Genomic DNA, 17,334 nt, shown 5'->3' with positions numbered 1-17,334 from the left:
TGAAGAGGGCGACTATGTGTGGCATTTTTGCCATCGTGTCACCGCAATTGACAGCCATTTGGAACACGATGCGACATTGTCTGTCGGACGGGGATCGAATTGCCGAATTTGAGTGGAAATACCAAGCCTAAAAGCTTGAGCGGGTTTTCTGCGTGCTCGGACTTATTTCGCAAGGTGGCCAAGGTTGCAGCCGTTGGCCTCCTTGCTTTGGCTGTTTCTACCCCCGTATTCGTCGGCACGCCCTCTCAGGCCGGCGGTGAAACCCGCAGCCTGAAGATCTATTACGTCCATACCGGCGAAAAGGCCGTCATCACTTACAAGCGCAATGGCAAGTTCGATCCGGACGGTCTGGAAAAGCTGAACCGTATCCTGCGCGACTGGCGCAAGAACCAGCCGACCAAGATGAACCCGCGTCTGTTCGACCTCATCTGGGAAGCCTACCGCGAAAGCGGTTCGCACGAATTCATCTACGTGATCTGCGGCTTCCGGTCGCCGGGCACCAACGAGATGCTGCGCACGCGCTCTTCCCATACCGGCGTTGCCAAGAAAAGCCAGCACATGCTCGGCAATGCGATGGATTTCTATCTTCCGGACGTCAAGCTTTCCAAGCTGCGCGAGATCGGCATGAAGCTGCAGGTGGGCGGCGTCGGCTACTATCCGACCTCCGGTTCGCCGTTCGTGCACATGGACGTCGGTGGCGTGCGCGCCTGGCCGCGCATGGATCGCCAGGAACTCGTCCGCCTGTTCCCGAACGGCAAGACGATGCATATTCCCGCCGACGGCCGCCCGTTGCCGGGCTATCAGGAGGCTGTTGCGGATTACAAACGCCGCATGTCGTCTGATAATATCCAGATCGCCAGCTCTTCCTCGCCTCGGCGCGGCTTCTTCGCCCGCCTGTTTGGCATTGGCGGCGGTGCCGACGAAGAAGAGGACAATGCGGAAAGCGGAACGGCGGCAGCACCGGTGGCTGTCGCTTCGGCTAGCCAGAAGAGTCAACCGGCTCCGGCCGCGGCAAGCGATGATGGCGACGACAGCGCACCCGTCCAGGCTCAAACCCAGCCCCAGGTTCAGGTTGCCAGCATAAACGCGCCTGTTCCGCAGGTTCGCCCGGCCTTCGGCAATCAGCCTGCTGGCAGCGAAGTTGCTTCCGCTCTCGTATCGCCGCCGCGCAACGATGCGCAGGCCGCGCTTGCTGCAGCCATGCCGGATGCGGGCGAACAGCCGCAATATGCCGATCTTCGCTCCTATCGTGTACCCGTGCCGTCCCTGCTTGAGCGTCGTGCGCCTGGCGATGCCGAAGTGGCGTCGGCCGAGGCTGATATGAGGGGCCAGCTGGCGGCCGTGCCTCTGCCGGCACAGCGTCCTGAAATTGCGGAGAATCTTTTGGCCTCTGCCAATGCCGATCAGGAAGCCCTCGACGACCAGGCCGACGCGAATACGCTTTCGCCCGCGATCGTTGCGGCGCTCGAGCAGAGCCGGCCCGATCGATCGGTTGCCAGTGCTGAAGTTCCCGTAAACCCGCCGCTTAACGATGTTGCGTCGAAGGACCAGATTGCGCCGCCCAGCAATGGTGCCGTTGGTGGTAACGATGCTGCGCAGGCGATTGCATCGGTTCTGCCGCAGCAGAGACCGGCGCAGCAGATGCCGATGCAGGTGGCTGCACTGGCGCCGATCCGCAATGAGGTCAAGGCAAGCAACCGCCGTTTCAATGACAGCTTCGATGCGACAAGGCCGCAGGAGCGCCCGATTGCTGCCGGCATCGCGGCCAAGGGTGGTCGGCCGAGCAAGCAGGATGCCGTTGACGCCGATGCCGGTCATGCCACGATAACGACGGCGCCGAAGCTGACCGAAAAGATGATTTCCCAGTGGGCAATCGCAAAGGCCCGCGTCGAGATCGTCAACCGTCCGGTCAAGGCGCCGCGTTTCGTAAGTCCGGCACTTCGTGCCCAGCCGACGGCCGTTTATACCGACGGCTTCAAGATGCAGACGGCCTCGATCGACCCGGAACGCTTCAGCGGCTCGGCCGTGAATTTCCTCCAGGTGAAGAAGTTCAACTCGGTCGAATAGCCGAGCGCATCCCAGATGATCCAGCTTGCGGGGAGCCCATTTGGGCTCCTTTTGCATTTCGAGACAAGATTTCAGCTTCAGCAGCGTCGATAGGGAGGCACGGTCGCCGGCCCGCATGGCTTCTCTCCATGGAGGCCACTCCGGCGGCTGCCTGCCGCCGATAGCTCTCGATCTTTCGGGCTGTCGTACGATTTCATCTATTTGGTATTATTATTGACGCAATTTCGATTCATATCTGCTGTTGCACGTCCTGATGGAAAGGTGAGTGTTTTCAATTTATGCGTAAAACGGCAGTCATCGTCGGCAACGGAAAACTGCATCGCGATCTATCCGAGATCGTGGACAATGCGGAATTCGCGATGCGCTTCGAGGAGCCCAAGGCATCTATCGGCTTGAGCGGCTCACGCACGGATGTCCTTATGCTCGCAGCCTCGAGCAAACGCATGCCGCGCCGGTTGATCGATCCGGCATTCCTGACCAGCGCCACCTTCAAGGCCGCCAAGAAGATCGTGCTAGCCTATCACCCCGGTATTTTCGGCAGGCATAGCCGCAGGTCTCGCGTCCTCCAGCGCCTGAAGGGCCGCCGGAAGGGCGATTGGATGATGCGGATGATCAAACTCGCCGGCGCCACGGGCAAGGAGATCCGGATCATGCCGCCGCAGTTCTATATCGATGGCTGCGCGGAGCTCGGGGTTGCCGAATGCCAGAAGCGTCCAGCCACTCCAAGCGTCGGCTTCTTCGGCATTCGATACGTGCTTTCGATACTTTCCGCCTGCGAATGGGAGGTGAAATTGTGCGGTTTCAGTTGGGACGGGTGGAAGCGCCATTCTCTACTGGACGAACGCCGTTGGGTCGAAGACAAAATGGCGAGTGGTCGAATCAGTATACTTGCCTGACCGTCGTCAATAGGTCCGCCTTTTGCTGTGTGTAGTATGGCTGGACATCGCAATTTTCAGTTTTGGCTCATTTTTACCTAAGCCCGCCTTCATTCACGATTGCTAGAGCCTGCCTTAATAACATCGGGACACTATTTGATGCAGAATCGCGGATCCAACCTGTCTTCGGCGATGCCGCTTGAAAGATCACATACGGGGATCGGATTCGATCATGCGTCGGAGCCCGTCCAGCCCGTCATCCGTGGTTTCGTCGTCCATCTGGACCGCGCCCGCGATCGCTTGCCGCAGGTCGAAAGACTAATGGCGAGCCTTCCGGTTCCCAGCGAAATCGTCGAGGCGGTCGACGGGCGTTCCCTGACCAAGGCCGAGATAGATCGGGTGTATCGCCGCCGGCTTCATGCGCCGTCCTATCCGTTCGAAATGAGCACCGGCGAGATCGCCTGCTTCCTGTCGCATCGCAAGGCATGGGCGACCATTGTCGAACAGGGGATCGATGCTGGTCTCATATTCGAAGACGATGTCGAGATCGACGATTTGTTTCCTGCCGCCTTTGCCGCCGCCAAGGCCTGCCTTGTGCCCGGTGCCTTTATTCGCTTCCCCTTCCGCATGGGCAAGGAAGATGGCAAGTGCGTATGGACGCAGGACAAGACCGACGTCATCCAGCCGACGCGCGTCGGTCTCGGCATGGTGGCCCAGCTTGTCAGCCGCGATGCCGCCATCCGTCTGCTGGAAGCAACAGAAGTCTTTGATCGTCCGGTCGATACGACCGTGCAGATGCGCTGGCTCACAAAGGTTTCACCGCTTTCCGTCCTGCCCGGCGGCGTGCACGAAATCTCCTCGCAGCTCGGCGGCAGCACCATCAAGAGTCGCAGAACTTTGATGGAAAAGCTTTCCAGAGAGGTGTTGCGGCCGCTATATCGTGCAAGAATTGCACTGCGCTCGCGCAACACCATCTGAGACGTTCAACTTGGCCGTTCCCATCCTCGCATATCATCAGATTGCCGTACCGCCTTCCGGCAAGGCACCATTCAGAAGCATGGTCGTCCATCCGGACGCCTTCCGCAGCCAGATGAAGTGGCTGAAAAGGCTGGGAATCCAGGGGCTGTCGCTGCGTGAGGCGATGCCCTTCGTCACGGGAGCGAAGGCCGGAAAAGTGGCGGCCATCACCTTCGACGACAGCTATCTCAACGTCTATGAGAATGCGCTGCCCGTGCTGCAGGAGTTCGGCTTTACCGCGACGAACTTCGTGGTCGCGAATCAGATCGGCGGGAGCAACGTCTGGGACCTGCCGCTTGGAGTCGCGCCGGCAGCTTGCATGTCGGCCGAGCATTTGCGGCACTGGAGCAGTCTTGGGCACGAGGTGGGTTCGCATACCCTCGACCATGTGCACCTGCCGCAACTGTCGCAGACGGAGGCGCGCCGTCAGATCTCCGATTCCCGCGGCGTGCTCGAGGATTTGCTTGGTGTCGAGGTCTCGTCTTTCTGTTTTCCCTATGGCGATGAAACGCAAGTGGATCGAAAGCTGACCTATGAGGCCGGTTACAGCGCGGCGACGACGACGCAGCGCGGCAGGGCGCGGCCGCAGGACGATCCGTTCGGCCTACCGAGGGCGACCGTCCGTCGCAACGACACGTGGCTGCATTTCGTCAGGAAATGCGTGTCCGGATAGGCGGCTGCCTCCGGTCGGTTCTATCCGGCGCATAGTGCCGGAGCGGCCGTCGGCCGCCGCTGACCTGTCCGATCAGGGTGCGACGGTGAAGCTGTAACTGCCGTTGGTCTTATGACCATCCGTCGAGAGCACGTGCCATTCGACCGTATATTTGCCTGGGGCGAGCTTGTCGCTCACAGGCACCATCAGCATCCTGTCGCCATCCATGAGCATGGAAGCGCCGGTTTTCACGACTTTCTTGTCGGGGCCGGTAACGGTTACGCCGCTGAATTTCAGATTGAGGCTTTCGGTGAAGGTTAGGTCGAGTTCCAACGGGGCTTGCTTGACGGCGCTATCGGCGGCAGGTGCGGAAGTCTTGAGATGAGCATGCGCAAAGGATTGGCCCGCAAGTGCCAGGCTGACGGTGAGTGTGGCAAGCAGCAGCTTCTTCATCCGGGGCATGTCGTTTTTCCTTTCGGGTTGAGCGCCCCAGGAGGCCTGTGGCGGGTTTGCTGGCGAGCCGATGTCGCCGATGACATCCGTTCGGATTGCGGCCGAAGGGACAGATGCGGGTGACCGGAGACCGGTCACTTCAGAAGATTGCGGATCTTTTGCAGCGCGATGCCCTCGTCTTCGCCATAGGCGATCAGGCCACGCAGATTGCCGCCTGCATCGATCAGAAGAACAGAGGCGGTGTGATCCATCGTGTAGTCGCCACCGGGTGAAGGCACCTTCTTGGTATAGATGCGCCAGCCTTTGACGGCCTTTTGCATTTCCGCCGGGTCGCCGGTAATGCCGGTGATGCGATCGGTGAAATTGCCGGTGTATTTGTGCATGACATCAGGCGTGTCGCGTTCGGGATCCACGGAAAAGAAATAGGCCTTCAGCCTGCCCGCTTCGGGGCCAAGCGTCTTGAACCAGCCGGCCATCTCGAACAGCGTCGTCGGGCACACGTCGGGGCAATGGGTGTAGCCGAAGTAGATCAGCGACGGATGGCCCTTGAGCGCCTGCTCCGTAATGGGCTGGCCGTGGTCGTCGATCAGGTTGAATGGTCCGCCGACATGGTTTTCGGCCGCCGTTGCCTGTGGGATGAGGCTCCAGGTGAAATAGGCGATCAGGCCGCAGACGCTGAGCAGGAAGATCGTCAGGATCGCGGGGATCGACCATTCCCTGGTGAACATCGGCTTCTCCTGTTTGGCGCGAGGGGAGACGCGGCTGCCGCTGCGCCGTTCATTCAGCTGCGTTGGCATGTTTGCCTCCATTATCAGCCGTGCTGGCGACGGCCGAACCCACAGGGAAATCGACATCGATCGAGCCGGCCTTTTCGAAGGTCAATCTTGCTCTGATCGTCTCTCCTTGTTTGAACGGATCGACGACCTCCATGAACATGAGGTGGTAGCTGCCGGGTTTCAGCTGGATACTCTTGCCGGCGGGGAGCGGCAGGCCGCCGGCGAGCTGACGCATGACCATGACGTCGTTGTCCATTTTCATTTCATGGACTTCCACCTTCAGGGCCCTCGACGAGCTGGCTGCGATCAGCCGATCGTCGGTCCTGCCGGTATTGGTGATCGTCAGATAGCCGCCGCCGACTTCGGCGCCTGGCACCATGGCGCGCGCATAGGGCGCGGTAATCTTGAGCTTCCCCACCGTTACGTCGGTGGCGAAAGCCAGCCCTGGAACAGCGGTGCAGAGGCTGACGGCAATAAAAGAGCTGAGAAATCGGTTCATGATCGGTTTTCTCCGGGGATCTGGGTGCCGCGCGGCAGATGCTGCCGCGCAGCCTTTCATGAGAAGAACCGCTTCAGCGGCGGCACGAAGCGAAGGATGGTTTGGTCGATCAGCAGCATGGCGACGATGGCCAGGCCGGTGAGCGGAAAGGCGGCGCCGAAGACGATCGCGATCAGCCACAGGCCGATATAGACGGACCTCTGCGGCGGCATGGGCGGCACGCCGAGACGACCGGCCGGCCGGCGCTTCCACCACATCATGACGGCGGTGATGCAGCTGAGGATGATGGCAATGCAGGTCGCCAGCATCAGCAATTGATTGAAGAGGCCCCATTCCTGCCCCTGATGGACGTTGATGCCCCATTCGATCGCCTTGCCCAGCGCCGGATATTGATCGAAGGAGAGATCGATAAGCGGCTTGCCGGAATATTGATCGATATGGACGGTACGTTCCTTCGAGAGATCGGCGGGGAAGATCGAGGCGGTGAAGACGCCCGTTTCGCCGGCAGGAAGAGCGACGCTGAAGCCCGGAGCTAAGCCCAGCCCTCTGGCGATCTCTACGGCCTTGTCCAACCCGATCGGCTGCGACGTCGTTGCCGCATCGGAAAGCGGCACGGGCGCATTCTCGACGATCCAGCCGGGTCGATTTACGATATCCTGCGTGACTTTGGTGGATTTCGGCACCTTGTCCCAAAGGGCCGCGGGATAGCCGAGATCGTTTGAGGTCAGCCACGCATTGACATTGGCACCCCAGTAGCCCGACCAAGGCATACCCGTAAACGCGAGGAAGAAAATGACGATGCCGGCGATCGCACCGGTCACGGCATGGAGATCGCGCCAGAAGACGCGGCGGGACGGGGTGCCGCGAACCGTCAGCACGCCGCCCGTCTGGCGGCGTGGCCACCAGAGATAGATGCCGGTCACGACCAGCATCAGCGCAAAGCCGCCGACGATTTCGATGATGCGGTTGGTCCATGTGCCGAAATATTCGAGGCTGTGGATGCGTTTGACGACCCAGCCGAATTCCTGCCTGGAACCGACCGAGCCGAGCACCTCGCCATTGTGCGGATTGACGTAGACCAGTGTCGATTGCCCCGCCGTCGATACAGTGACCAGGGCGGACCGATTGCCCGCCGCGGCCTCGCGATAGGATGTCGCCTTGGCGCCCGGCATTGCCGCCAGCGTCGCATCGACGATCTTCTGCGGCGGGAGCGTCGCGCCGGTGTCGGCGACGATGTGGCGATGCGCATAAAAGGTGTCGGCGATCTGATCCTTGAAAAGATAGATGGACCCGGTAATCGCCAGATTGAGCAGGAAGGGAATGACGAGCAGACCGGCGAAGAAATGCCAGCGCCAGATCGCGCGATAAAGAGAGATATTATCGGCTGCGACAGCACTTGGCTCGGTCGCGGTGAAGGCGGACATGGGGGACTCCCCGAAGATGCGGCGGCGCGGATTGACCCAATCTGCAAGAGGATTGCCTGTCTGCGGGAGAGACGCGACCGATCCGGTCACTACCCCTGCCGATGCCGCCTCCGGAGCCGCTATGAGCGCTCCATTAAGCTTCGAGACATCGGCAGGGAGGCACCTTACCCGCAGCCGGCACGATCAGCTCTCGTGCATGGTCCGGCCGCCATTGACGACAAGCGTCACGACATCGGCCGTAACGCAGGGTTCAGGCAAAGCTTCTGAGAGCAGGGGGAGCGCGTGGGCCGCTATTGGGCGGATAAAGCTGGCGGCGGAATGCCTCGTTCTTGGCGACGACGATGTCGTCCCGGACAAAGGCGAGGTGTTCGCAAATTTCCGTCGGCGGAGTAGGGAGCAGGACGGCTGCTGATATGCGGCACGCTTCGCATCCCGGCATATTGGCCTTGCTGTGCTCCTTGCCGTCAGGCGTCCTTTCGGTGACGCAGATGACCGGCAGGCTTCCATCGGGCAGACGATACTGGGCAAGCTCGAAGGGGGTCGGTTCCGCAACACTCGAAACCGCAGGGCGATGGGCAAAGCCGACGGATAGCAATGCGATGGCGCAAAGAATGCGCACCAGCCACTGCGTTGTCCCAAAGGTTCGCTTCCGCACGTTTCTCCCCATTATTGTCCAAAGCAACTACGACATTCGCCGCCGCAGCTCAATGCGGCAATTTGGTTCGGCTGCTGCAGTGCCGTTTACATGCTGCGCGGAGGTCAGCTACAGATTGGTCAGAAGGTCTGGACTAATGGTTCGGGCGGGCTCTGGGTCGTTCATCGTCCTGCGCCGCTTTGCCTTCAGGCGCTTGAGCGAAAAGGAAATCGAATGCCCATCGAATCCTGGAGGGGCGGCGATGTCGACGTCGCCGTGATCGGCGCCGGCGCTGCCGGCGTGGGAGCTGCCCGGCGGCTGCAATCGCTTCGGCCCGATCTTTCGGTCGTGCTGCTCGAAGCATCCGATCGTGTCGGCGGGAGGGCTCGAACGATCCATCCCTTCGGTGCAGATGGGGCCGCGCTTGATCTCGGCTGCGGCTGGCTGCATGGCGCGCGCACCAATCCCTGGACAAAAATAACCGAAGAGATCGGGCTGGCGGTCGATCGCACGCCGGCGCCCTGGAGTGATGGCGGGCGGCAGCTCGAGCGCGGTGATCCCGGCATAATGGCGGCAGCCGGTGCGGTGGCTGAATTTTTCGAGCGGGTCGACGCCTATGATGGGGTTGGCGACGCCGATCTGTCGGCCATGCTGTCTCCGGACGAGCCGTGGCGTGAACGAATTTATGCCGTCGGCGCGTTCATGACCGGGGCCGAATTGCCGAAGTCTTCGGTCATCGATCTCGGCCGTTATGATCCCGGGCCAGGTCCCGACTGGCGCGTCCGGCAGGGGTACGGCACGCTTGTTGCCAGCTATGGTTTGCCGGTGCCGACCGCTCTCGGTGCTGAAGTCAGCCGGATCGATCATAGCAGCGGCGATCATATCGTGCTGTCGACGAGCAAGGGCGAGCTGAGGGCAAGCGCCGTTGTCGTCTCCGTCTCCACCAATGTCCTTGCCGGCGAGCGGATTGCCTTCTGGCCGCCGCTGCCGGAAAAGATCGAGGCGGCTTCGCGTCTGCCTCTCGGATTGGCGAATAAGCTTTTTATCCAAACGTCCGAGCCCGGCATGTTCCCGGAGGATACGCATGTCATGGGCTCTCGGCAGGATCGCCGCACTGGCGCCTATCAGCTGAGGCCATTCGGCGCGCCCGCCATCGAGGCCTATTTTGCCGGCGATCTTGCGCTCGATCTCGAACGGCAGGGCATGGAGGCTGCCTTCGATTTCTCCGTGGAGCAGTTGAAGCGCGTCTTTGGCTCCGACATAGGCGCAAAACTGTCGCCTCTTGTCATGTCGACCTGGGCCAGCGAACCCCTGATCGGCGGTTCCTATTCCTATGCGATCCCCGGCGCTTCGGATCTGCGCGGCGTGCTGGCCGCGCCCTGCAACGATCGTCTGTTCTTCGCCGGAGAGGCTTGCTCGCGGTCGCGATATTCGACGGCGCATGGTGCTTATGAAAGCGGGGTTGTCGCAGCCGAGGCGATTGCGAAGGTGCTGTGATCCCGAATTGATGGAGAGTGCCGCGCGCTTCCAGGTGAAAAATAACGATTCCGCTCGAAAATTTGCGTAAAGCGCTCTTAAACTTGCGCGGCAACAGGCGTAAACGCAATCAAATACCACCCGATTTGGTTTAAACCTTCTTACGGGAGACGGGCGGCCAAAGCCGCTACAATGAAGCATTGGAGGAGCCATGAGTAACGGCGACGCACTGACGTTCCACATCGAAAAGAATTCTAGCCCCGCAACGGCCAGCGAGCGGGAAGCCCTGCTGCAGAATCCGGGCTTCGGCCGCGTATTCACCGATCACATGGTGACGATCCGCTACTCGCAGGATCGCGGCTGGCATGGCGCCAGGATCGAGCCGCGCAAGGCGCTGGCTCTCGATCCGGCGACCGTCGTGCTTCATTATGCGCAGGAAATCTTCGAAGGCATGAAGGCCTACCACCTGCCCGACGGCGGCGCGGCGCTCTTCCGCCCGAGCGCCAACGCGCAACGCTTCCACAATTCGGCCGAGCGGCTGGCCATGCCGCCGCTGCCGGAAAAGCTCTTCGTCGAGTCCGTCCGCGAGCTGGTCAAGATCGATCGCGAGTGGATCCCGACCGCCGAGGGCGCATCGCTCTATCTCCGCCCGTTCATGATCGGTTCGGAATCCGCGCTCGGCACCAGGCCGGCTACCGACTACCTTTTCTGCGTCATTGCCTCTCCGGTCGCCTCCTATTTCAAGGGCGGTGCATCGGCAGTCACGCTCTGGGTTTCCGAAAACTACACCCGCGCCGCGCCCGGCGGCACCGGTGCTGCCAAGTGCGGCGGCAATTATGCTGCAAGCCTTTCCGCGCTCGCCGAAGGCCAGCGTGAAGGCTGCGATCAGGTCGTTTTCCTCGATGCCGTCGAAAAGCGCTGGATCGAAGAGCTTGGCGGCATGAACATCTTCTTCGTCTTCGACGACGGCTCGCTGCAGACGCCGCCGCTGACCGGTACGATCCTGCCGGGCATCACCCGCGATTCGCTGATCAAGCTGGGACGCGACATGGGTCTCACCGTTCGCGAAGAGCCCTATTCGATCGAGCAGTGGCAGGCCGATGCGGAGAGCGGGCGTCTGCGCGAATCCTTCGCCTGCGGCACGGCGGCCGTCGTGACGCCGATCGGCAAGGTGAAGGGCCGCAAGCATAACTTCACTATCGGCGACGGAAACGCCGGGGCGACCACGCTTCGCCTGAAGGCCGCGCTCACCGATATCCAATTCGGCCGTGCACCGGACAAGAATGAGTGGCTGGACCGGCTGTTCTGAGCGGTCGCCACGCAATCCGCGTCGGGCTCTGACCGGAGCGTGATCGATACCCGGCGGGAAACGCATATGGCTCTCCCGCCGGGCTCTGACATCTGAGATAGCATCGTCACCCGAAAATCGGAGTTGTCTTGATGACCAAGGTCAGCGAACGTCCCGGCGTCGAGCCGGGCGAAGAGATCGGTTTTGTCGGTCTCGGCGTCATGGGCCAGCCGATGGCTCTCAATCTCGCGAAAGCAGGCACGAAACTCGTCGTTTGGAACCGGTCGCGGGAAGCGGCCGATCCGCTGCGTGAGGTGGGCGCTGCCGTGGCGGCAAGTGTCGAGGAGGTGTTCGAGCGCACGCGCATCGTCATCCTGATGCTTGTCAACGAAACGGTGCTGGATTCGGTGCTGCAGCGTGGGACACCGGGCTTTGCCGGGCTGGTCGCGGGACATATCGTCGTTTCGATGGGGTCCAATCCGCCCGACTATTCGCGCGGGCTTGCCGCCGAGATCGCCGCCGCCGGCGGGCGCTATGTCGAGGCTCCGGTTTCCGGTTCGAGGAAGCCGGCAGAGACGGCACAGCTCGTCGCACTGCTTGGCGGCGATGCGGAAACGGTCGCGGAGGTGCGGCCGCTGCTTGCGCCCATGTGCCGAGAAACGATCCTGTGCGGCCCGGTAGGCAATGCGCTGCTGATGAAGCTGACCGTCAATCTCTATCTCTGCACGATGCTCGCGGGGCTCGCCGAGGCGGCGCATTTCGCCGAGCGGAACGGGCTCGACCTTGCGACGTTCCAGGCGGCGATCGACTCCGGTCCGATGGCCAGCGATTTGACGCGCGTGAAAATTCCGAAGCTGATCGACCGGGATTTTTCAGTCCAAGCGGCAACGGCCGATGCGCTCAACAGCACCAATCTGATCGCGCAGGCGGCGCGCGCCGCCGGCATGGCCTCCCCGGTTCTCGACCTCTGCCGTACGCTCTACGGGGAGAGCGTCGAACTCGGCAATGGCCGGCTCGATATGATGTCGGTGGTTGCCGCCATTGAGGCCCGTACCGCGGCGCTTGGTCGCCCCTAGATCGGCTCGGCGCCCGGCGCAATTTCTAACCCGTTCTATCGATTAGGTTTTGCGAGATGCCGGGCGGAAAAACGCTCGGCGTTTTCTGGGAATTGTTCTGGCAAACCACCGTGCGATGCCTATGTTGGATTGAGATCTAAACAGACATTCCTGAAAGGAAAACGGATATGTCTGCTCCCCTGGACAGCAATCTTTTTCAACAACTCGGTTTGAAGCATCCGTTGATCGTCGCACCGATGGCGGGCGGCCCTTCGTCGGCTGAGCTCGTGGCGGCCGCCTCGGCTGCGGGGACTCTCGGCGCGATGGGCGGCGCCTATTCCAGTGCTGCGGCGATCGAGACCTTTGCGAGTCAGGTGCGTCAGCGAACAGACAAGCCGTTTTCGATCAATCTCTTCATTCCGCACTCGATCCCGGAGGTCGCGGCCGATCGCGTCGAGCGTGCAGTGGAGGCGACCGCTCGATACCGTCAGGAGTTGGAGCTGCCGGCGCCGCAGCTTAACCCTCCCTATGAGGAGGATTTCGATGTGCAATTCGAGGCCGTGCTGCGCCTCAAGCCGGCGTGTTTCAGCTTCGTTTTCGGCTTGCTGCCCGCCGATTATGTCCGCGAGGCAAAGAAGGCAGGTATTCCGCTGATCGGCACGGCGACGACACTTGAGGAGGCGAGCGCGCTGGAAGACAGCGGCGTGGATGCGGTGACGCTGCAAGGTTTCGAAGCTGGCGGCCATCGCGGCATTTTCGGTGCCAAGGCGGCCGATCCGGAAATCGGCATTCGCGATCTCTTGGCGCAATGCGTCGGCACCATTCGCCTGCCGCTGATCGCAGCCGGCGGCATCATGACGGCCAGCGATATTCGGGCGGCGCTGCAAGCGGGCGCGCAGGCCGTCCAGATGGGCACGGCCTTCCTTGCTTGCACCGAGGCCGGAACATCGGCACCCTATCGAAAGAAGCTTCTCGAAGCGCCGGAACGCAGGACACGCACGACACGCGTCTTTTCGGGCCGTTTTGCCCGCGGCATCGAAAACCGCTTCATGGAGGAGATGGATGGGAAGCCGGACGCCATCCTTCCCTTTCCGGTGCAAAACAAGTTCACGCGCGATATGCGTGGCGCATCGACGGCGAAAGGATTGCCGGATTTCCTGTCTCTCTGGTCGGGAACAGGCAAGGGCGAACTTTGGCAGGGCAGTGCTGCCGATTTGATCAGTCGTCTCTTTGCCGAATGATGCGCCCAAAAAGAAAGGAGCCGGCAAGCCGGCTCCCGATCGTCCCGCAAGGCTGACAAGAGCCTCGATTATTCCATGCCGAGGGCAGCCATATAGGTCTGCAGGATGGATTCTTCTTCCAGGCGCTCATTCGCGTCCTTCTTGCGAAGGCGGATGATCGTGCGGATCGCCTTGGTGTCGTAGCCGCGGCCCTTGGCTTCGCCCATGACGTCCTTGATGTCGGAGGCGATCGCGGCCTTTTCTTCTTCCAGACGCTCGATGCGCTCAATGAATTGGCGCAGTTCAGCCGCGGCCACGTTCTCGACGCTATTCTCTTCCATGCACTTCTCCTAAAGGGTCCTAGAGGGTCGCTCGAAGCCGGTCGCAAATGGGATCGGTAGCTCAACCGATGCTGCACTTCGCTTCAGGGCCTGCGCGGTATTTCGAATTCGATCGGGCAGTTGACGTGCCGCGAATGGCGCGCAAGGTCAAGCCGGATTGGTAAAGGGAGCGTTAATCTTTCGGCTTGTTCTGCTCGAAAGCGGCTTTTTGCACAGGCGAGGCTTCTTTCTGGTGCAGGTTCTTCCACTCCTCATAGGGCATGCCGTAGATCACCTCGCGCGACTCGTCCTTGCTGACGGGCAGACCTGCCTCTTCGGCCGCTTCGCGATACCAGTTGGAAAGACAGTTGCGGCAGAAGCCGGCGAGATTCATCAGTTCGATGTTCTGGACGTCGCTACGTTCGCGCAAGTGCGTAACGAGGCGGCGGAACGCGGCGGCCTCGAGCTCGGTCTCTTGTTCCTTGGTGAGTGGGGTCATCTCTATTCTCCTCGGTTCGCTCGCCGCCTCATGTCTCGTAGGGACCGGTGCGCGAAGGATAGCGTTTGTATTCGTGCTGGGCCGGATCGGCGTTGATCTCGGCGAAGATCGGTGCCAGCCGGTCGGTCCATTCGGCAATGCCGGCCTCGCCCCCGATCAGATCCTGGCGGACCTCCAGCAGCGCGTGCGGAATGCCTTTCATCATGCAATGGCGGAACATGGTGTCGTTGCGCAACGCACCGTCGTAAGGCTCATTGTCGCCGATCACCAGATCGGTATCGGCGCCGAGCTTTGCAAGAAGCGGCATAACGGCACGCTCGTCGCTATCCCAAAGCACGGCTGCGTGCCAGGGGCGAGGCACGCTCTTCCACGCCGGCGTAAAGGAATGCATCGAGAATACAAGGGGTGCCTTGCCCGTCGCCTCGGCCACGGCGGAAATCGTCTCGTCGACCGCCTTGTGATAGGGCCTGTGGAAGGTCTCTATGCGGTAATTCCATTCTTCATCCGTGATCGGATGGTTGCCTGATATGATCGCGCCATCCGAGATCTTCATGATCAGCGTAGGGTCGTCCTCGCCGCGGTTCGGGTCGATCAGCAGGCGGGAAAAGCCGCCGAGTACGCCCGGCACATCCAGTCGCTTGCAGAGATGGCGGCACAGGCTTTCGATGCCGATGTCATAGGCGATATGGCGGGAAAAAGCGGCTTCCGGCAAGCCAAGGTTGCCATAGCGCTCCGGCAGATGTCGCATGGCGTGATCGCCAAGAATGACCATGCCTTTGTCACGATTGCCGGGTATGATTTCAAACGGTCTGAAGTCGGTCATGCGGATTGTCGATTATTGAAATTTTCAACTCTTTGTTTGATTGCATGTGCGGATGGAAGGTGCAAGGTTTGCGGCTTCGATCGGATGAAGAGCGGTGCGTGATGCCGTCAGCATCCCGTGAAGAAAATATAATCGATTAGAGTTGCGTTGACATTCATGGGATGGCAGCGCAAGAAGACGCAACAACGAATAACCGGGAGCCAATTGGAAGCCGTGTCCAGCCAAGTCGCGCCACGTTTCGTTAAGCGGTCAGGTCCGCTAGCCCGAATCGCCTTCCTCATTCTCGCCGCAGCAGCGCCGTTCTTCTTTTTCATGCCGAATGCGGCTCATGCCGATTTCCGAACATGCAACGGTACGCAGAACCTTGTCGGTGTGGCGATCGGCTATCGCGCAAAGGACGGCTGGGTGACGGAAGGCTGGTGGCAGATTCCAGCGAATACTTGTGCCACCTTGATCGAGGGGCCGCTCCAGTCCCGCTACTATTATCTCTACGCAGAAGATGCCGCTCGCGGCGGCCGCTGGACGGGCGACGTCGAAATGTGCGTGGCGGAAAACGAATTTAAAATCCCAGGCGTGAAGGATTGCTACGCTCGCGGCTACCAGAAGATGGGATTCAAGGAATACGACACGGGGCGTCAGGCGAGCTGGATGGTTCAGCTCTCCGATACCCCGGGCAGCCAGGAAAGCCAGAATTGATGAGACGAAACCGAAAAGTCAAAATCCTCGCAACGCTTGGTCCGGCATCCTCCTCCGAGGAGATGATCCAGAAGCTTCATGAAGCCGGGGCAGACCTGTTCCGCATCAACATGAGCCACGCCAGCCATGACGTGATGCGCATGCTGATCCAGCGCATTCGCGCCGTCGAAAGCCGCTGCGGCCGTCCGATCGGCATTCTCGCTGACTTGCAGGGTCCCAAGCTGCGCGTCGGCAAGTTTGCCGAAGGCAAGGTCGATCTCAAGCCCGGCCAGACCTTCACGCTCGACGACCAGAATACACCCGGCGACAACACCCGCGTGTTCCTGCCGCATCCGGAAATTCTGGAAGCTGTCCAGCCAGGCCACCGCCTGCTGATCGATGACGGCAAGCTCGCGCTCCGCGCCGAGAAGTGCGATGGCAAGAGCATCGTCACGACGGTTATTTCCGGCACGAAGATTTCGGACCGCAAGGGCGTCAGCCTGCCCGACACCCTGCTCGGCGTCGGCGCGCTGACCGACAAGGACCGCACCGACCTCGATGCCGTTCTCGCCACCAACGAAGTCGATTGGGTGGCGCTCTCCTTCATCCAGCGCCCGGAAGACTTGACGGAAGTTCGCAAGATCTCCCACGGTCGCGTCGGCCTGATGTCGAAGATCGAGAAGCCGCAGGCCGTCGAGCGCATCGAGGAAATCATCGAGCTCTCCGACGCGCTGATGGTGGCCCGTGGCGACCTCGGCGTCGAAATGCCGCTGGAAGCCGTTCCAGGCATTCAGAAGCAGTTGATCCGCGCTTGCCGCCGTTCCGGCAAGCCGGTGGTCGTCGCCACGCAGATGCTGGAATCGATGATCTCCGCGCCGGTCCCGACCCGCGCCGAAGTTTCCGACGTCGCAACCGCCGTGTTCGAAGGCGCCGATGCCGTCATGCTCTCGGCCGAATCCGCATCCGGCGACTATCCGGTCGAAGCCGTTTCCATGATGGCTTCCATTGCCGGCACGATCGAGCGCGAGCCGCATTATCCGGGCATCATCTATGCCCAGCGCGCCCTTCCGGAAGCAACCGGCGCCGACGCGATTTCGCTTGCCGCCCGCCAGATCGCCGAAACGCTGAAGCTTGCCGCCATCGTCTGCTACACCTCGTCCGGCACCACCGGCCTGCGCGCCTCGCGCGAGCGTCCGCAGGTTCCGATCCTGGCACTGTCGCCGATCATCCAGACGGCACGTCGTCTGTCTGTCGTCTGGGGCATGCACTGTGTGGTCACCCACGATGCGACCGACCTCGACGACATGGTCAACAATGCCTGCCGCATCGTTGCCGAGGAAGGCTTCGGCAAGCCGGGCGACCGCATCATCATTTCGGCCGGTGTTCCGCTCGGCACGCCGGGCGCCACCAACATGCTGCGCATCGCCTATATCGGTTCGGACGGCCAGTCCGGCGTGTGATTGCCGACATCTGATTGCGGCAGCACCTCAAACATCCGAAACCCGCTGTCGAAAGACGGCGGGTTTTTTCTTGAAGCCGAACGCCCGCGGGCACCCCAAGCAGGCGGATTGAGAAGGAGAT

The 17,334-nt window shown here is 61.1% G+C and carries 18 protein-coding genes; 10 read left to right on the top strand and 8 right to left on the bottom strand.

Annotated features, from left to right (window positions below; all coding sequences use genetic code 11):
* Window positions 1–99 precede the first annotated feature (99 nt).
* From RHSP_RS13015 to RHSP_RS13000, 4 genes are all read left to right on the top strand, one after another.
* Window positions 100–2,067, top strand: coding sequence for a peptidoglycan L,D-endopeptidase MepK (locus tag RHSP_RS13015; protein WP_037151653.1), 1,968 nt, complete (start codon window positions 100–102; stop codon window positions 2,065–2,067).
* 278 nt (window positions 2,068–2,345) lie between these two features.
* A complete protein-coding gene (locus RHSP_RS13010) occupies window positions 2,346–2,963 on the top strand; it encodes a hypothetical protein (RefSeq protein ID WP_004117477.1) in 618 nt (205 codons plus the stop codon).
* A 138-nt stretch (window positions 2,964–3,101) separates the two neighbouring features.
* Window positions 3,102–3,920 carry a glycosyltransferase family 25 protein gene (locus RHSP_RS13005; protein WP_004117476.1) on the top strand — a complete coding sequence of 273 codons (819 nt, stop codon included), beginning with the start codon at window positions 3,102–3,104 and terminating at the stop codon, window positions 3,918–3,920.
* Window positions 3,921–3,930: 10 nt separating this feature from the next.
* Window positions 3,931–4,632, top strand: coding sequence for a polysaccharide deacetylase family protein (locus RHSP_RS13000; protein WP_037151649.1), 702 nt, complete (start codon window positions 3,931–3,933; stop codon window positions 4,630–4,632).
* 72 nt (window positions 4,633–4,704) lie between these two features.
* Here the strand turns inward: RHSP_RS13000 and copC are convergent, their stop codons facing one another.
* The 5 genes from copC to RHSP_RS12975 all read right to left on the bottom strand — a co-directional run bounded on the left by copC (window position 4,705) and on the right by RHSP_RS12975 (window position 8,430).
* The gene (gene copC, locus RHSP_RS12995; protein WP_004117473.1) at window positions 4,705–5,073 is read right to left on the bottom strand and encodes a copper homeostasis periplasmic binding protein CopC; all 369 of its coding nucleotides are present in this window, start codon (window positions 5,071–5,073) and stop codon (window positions 4,705–4,707) included.
* A gap of 125 nt (window positions 5,074–5,198) precedes the next feature.
* Complete coding sequence (locus RHSP_RS12990) at window positions 5,199–5,792, bottom strand: SCO family protein (protein ID WP_037151966.1); 594 nt, start codon at window positions 5,790–5,792, stop codon at window positions 5,199–5,201.
* 49 nt (window positions 5,793–5,841) lie between these two features.
* The gene (locus RHSP_RS12985; RefSeq protein ID WP_051074076.1) at window positions 5,842–6,339 is read right to left on the bottom strand and encodes a copper chaperone PCu(A)C; all 498 of its coding nucleotides are present in this window, start codon (window positions 6,337–6,339) and stop codon (window positions 5,842–5,844) included.
* 56 nt (window positions 6,340–6,395) lie between these two features.
* Complete coding sequence (locus tag RHSP_RS12980; RefSeq protein ID WP_004117470.1) at window positions 6,396–7,763, bottom strand: PepSY-associated TM helix domain-containing protein; 1,368 nt, start codon at window positions 7,761–7,763, stop codon at window positions 6,396–6,398.
* A 250-nt stretch (window positions 7,764–8,013) separates the two neighbouring features.
* Window positions 8,014–8,430, bottom strand: coding sequence for a hypothetical protein (locus RHSP_RS12975; protein ID WP_081615313.1), 417 nt, complete (start codon window positions 8,428–8,430; stop codon window positions 8,014–8,016).
* A gap of 201 nt (window positions 8,431–8,631) precedes the next feature.
* Here RHSP_RS12975 and RHSP_RS12970 point away from each other — a divergent pair, with 201 nt between their 5' ends.
* The 4 genes from RHSP_RS12970 to RHSP_RS12955 all read left to right on the top strand — a co-directional run bounded on the left by RHSP_RS12970 (window position 8,632) and on the right by RHSP_RS12955 (window position 13,457).
* Window positions 8,632–9,894, top strand: coding sequence for a flavin monoamine oxidase family protein (locus RHSP_RS12970; RefSeq protein ID WP_037151644.1), 1,263 nt, complete (start codon window positions 8,632–8,634; stop codon window positions 9,892–9,894).
* 190 nt (window positions 9,895–10,084) lie between these two features.
* Window positions 10,085–11,182 carry a branched-chain amino acid aminotransferase gene (locus tag RHSP_RS12965; protein WP_004117463.1) on the top strand — a complete coding sequence of 366 codons (1,098 nt, stop codon included), beginning with the start codon at window positions 10,085–10,087 and terminating at the stop codon, window positions 11,180–11,182.
* A gap of 131 nt (window positions 11,183–11,313) precedes the next feature.
* Entirely contained in the window at window positions 11,314–12,237 is a 924-nt protein-coding gene (locus tag RHSP_RS12960; RefSeq protein WP_004117459.1) for an NAD(P)-dependent oxidoreductase, read from the top strand.
* A 167-nt stretch (window positions 12,238–12,404) separates the two neighbouring features.
* Window positions 12,405–13,457 (top strand): NAD(P)H-dependent flavin oxidoreductase, encoded by a 1,053-nt coding sequence (locus RHSP_RS12955; protein ID WP_037151640.1) that lies wholly within the window; start codon window positions 12,405–12,407, stop codon window positions 13,455–13,457.
* Between the two features lie 68 nt (window positions 13,458–13,525).
* On the opposite strand, the gene RHSP_RS12950 is transcribed toward RHSP_RS12955, so the two are convergent.
* From RHSP_RS12950 to RHSP_RS12940, 3 genes are all read right to left on the bottom strand, one after another.
* On the bottom strand, window positions 13,526–13,777 hold the full coding sequence (locus RHSP_RS12950) for a DUF2312 domain-containing protein (protein WP_004117455.1): 252 nt from the start codon (window positions 13,775–13,777) through the stop codon (window positions 13,526–13,528).
* Window positions 13,778–13,949: 172 nt separating this feature from the next.
* Complete coding sequence (locus tag RHSP_RS12945) at window positions 13,950–14,255, bottom strand: DUF1244 domain-containing protein (RefSeq protein WP_004117452.1); 306 nt, start codon at window positions 14,253–14,255, stop codon at window positions 13,950–13,952.
* A gap of 28 nt (window positions 14,256–14,283) precedes the next feature.
* A complete protein-coding gene (locus RHSP_RS12940; RefSeq protein ID WP_004117449.1) occupies window positions 14,284–15,078 on the bottom strand; it encodes an N-formylglutamate amidohydrolase in 795 nt (264 codons plus the stop codon).
* Window positions 15,079–15,282: 204 nt separating this feature from the next.
* On the opposite strand from RHSP_RS12940, the gene RHSP_RS12935 reads away from it, so the two are divergent.
* Window positions 15,283–15,774 carry a DUF1036 domain-containing protein gene (locus RHSP_RS12935; protein ID WP_037151637.1) on the top strand — a complete coding sequence of 164 codons (492 nt, stop codon included), beginning with the start codon at window positions 15,283–15,285 and terminating at the stop codon, window positions 15,772–15,774.
* Complete coding sequence (gene pyk, locus RHSP_RS12930) at window positions 15,774–17,213, top strand: pyruvate kinase (protein ID WP_037151633.1); 1,440 nt, start codon at window positions 15,774–15,776, stop codon at window positions 17,211–17,213. The genes RHSP_RS12935 and pyk overlap by 1 nt, the downstream gene beginning before the upstream one ends.
* Window positions 17,214–17,334: the final 121 nt, after the last annotated feature.

The organism is Rhizobium freirei PRF 81, assembly GCF_000359745.1.
Classification (GTDB): Bacteria; Pseudomonadota; Alphaproteobacteria; order Rhizobiales; family Rhizobiaceae; genus Rhizobium; species Rhizobium freirei.
This window is presented reverse-complemented; position numbering and strand designations above follow the sequence as displayed.

Bases quoted from the DNA above. Each gene is read 5' to 3' on its own strand.
- RHSP_RS12945 (WP_004117452.1), bottom strand. From the start codon at position 14,255: ATGACCCCACTCACCAAGGAACAAGAGACCGAGCTCGAGGCCGCCGCG.
- RHSP_RS12990 (WP_037151966.1), bottom strand. From the start codon at position 5,792: ATGTTCACCAGGGAATGGTCGATCCCCGCGATCCTGACGATCTTCCTG.
- RHSP_RS12950 (WP_004117455.1), bottom strand. From the start codon at position 13,777: ATGGAAGAGAATAGCGTCGAGAACGTGGCCGCGGCTGAACTGCGCCAA.
- RHSP_RS13005 (WP_004117476.1), top strand. From the start codon at position 3,102: ATGCAGAATCGCGGATCCAACCTGTCTTCGGCGATGCCGCTTGAAAGA.
- RHSP_RS12940 (WP_004117449.1), bottom strand. From the start codon at position 15,078: ATGACCGACTTCAGACCGTTTGAAATCATACCCGGCAATCGTGACAAA.
- RHSP_RS12960 (WP_004117459.1), top strand. From the start codon at position 11,314: ATGACCAAGGTCAGCGAACGTCCCGGCGTCGAGCCGGGCGAAGAGATC.
- pyk (WP_037151633.1), top strand. From the start codon at position 15,774: ATGAGACGAAACCGAAAAGTCAAAATCCTCGCAACGCTTGGTCCGGCA.
- copC (WP_004117473.1), bottom strand. From the start codon at position 5,073: ATGCCCCGGATGAAGAAGCTGCTGCTTGCCACACTCACCGTCAGCCTG.
- RHSP_RS12970 (WP_037151644.1), top strand. From the start codon at position 8,632: ATGCCCATCGAATCCTGGAGGGGCGGCGATGTCGACGTCGCCGTGATC.
- RHSP_RS12965 (WP_004117463.1), top strand. From the start codon at position 10,085: ATGAGTAACGGCGACGCACTGACGTTCCACATCGAAAAGAATTCTAGC.
- RHSP_RS12955 (WP_037151640.1), top strand. From the start codon at position 12,405: ATGTCTGCTCCCCTGGACAGCAATCTTTTTCAACAACTCGGTTTGAAG.
- RHSP_RS13010 (WP_004117477.1), top strand. From the start codon at position 2,346: ATGCGTAAAACGGCAGTCATCGTCGGCAACGGAAAACTGCATCGCGAT.
- RHSP_RS12980 (WP_004117470.1), bottom strand. From the start codon at position 7,763: ATGTCCGCCTTCACCGCGACCGAGCCAAGTGCTGTCGCAGCCGATAAT.
- RHSP_RS12975 (WP_081615313.1), bottom strand. From the start codon at position 8,430: ATGGGGAGAAACGTGCGGAAGCGAACCTTTGGGACAACGCAGTGGCTG.
- RHSP_RS12985 (WP_051074076.1), bottom strand. From the start codon at position 6,339: ATGAACCGATTTCTCAGCTCTTTTATTGCCGTCAGCCTCTGCACCGCT.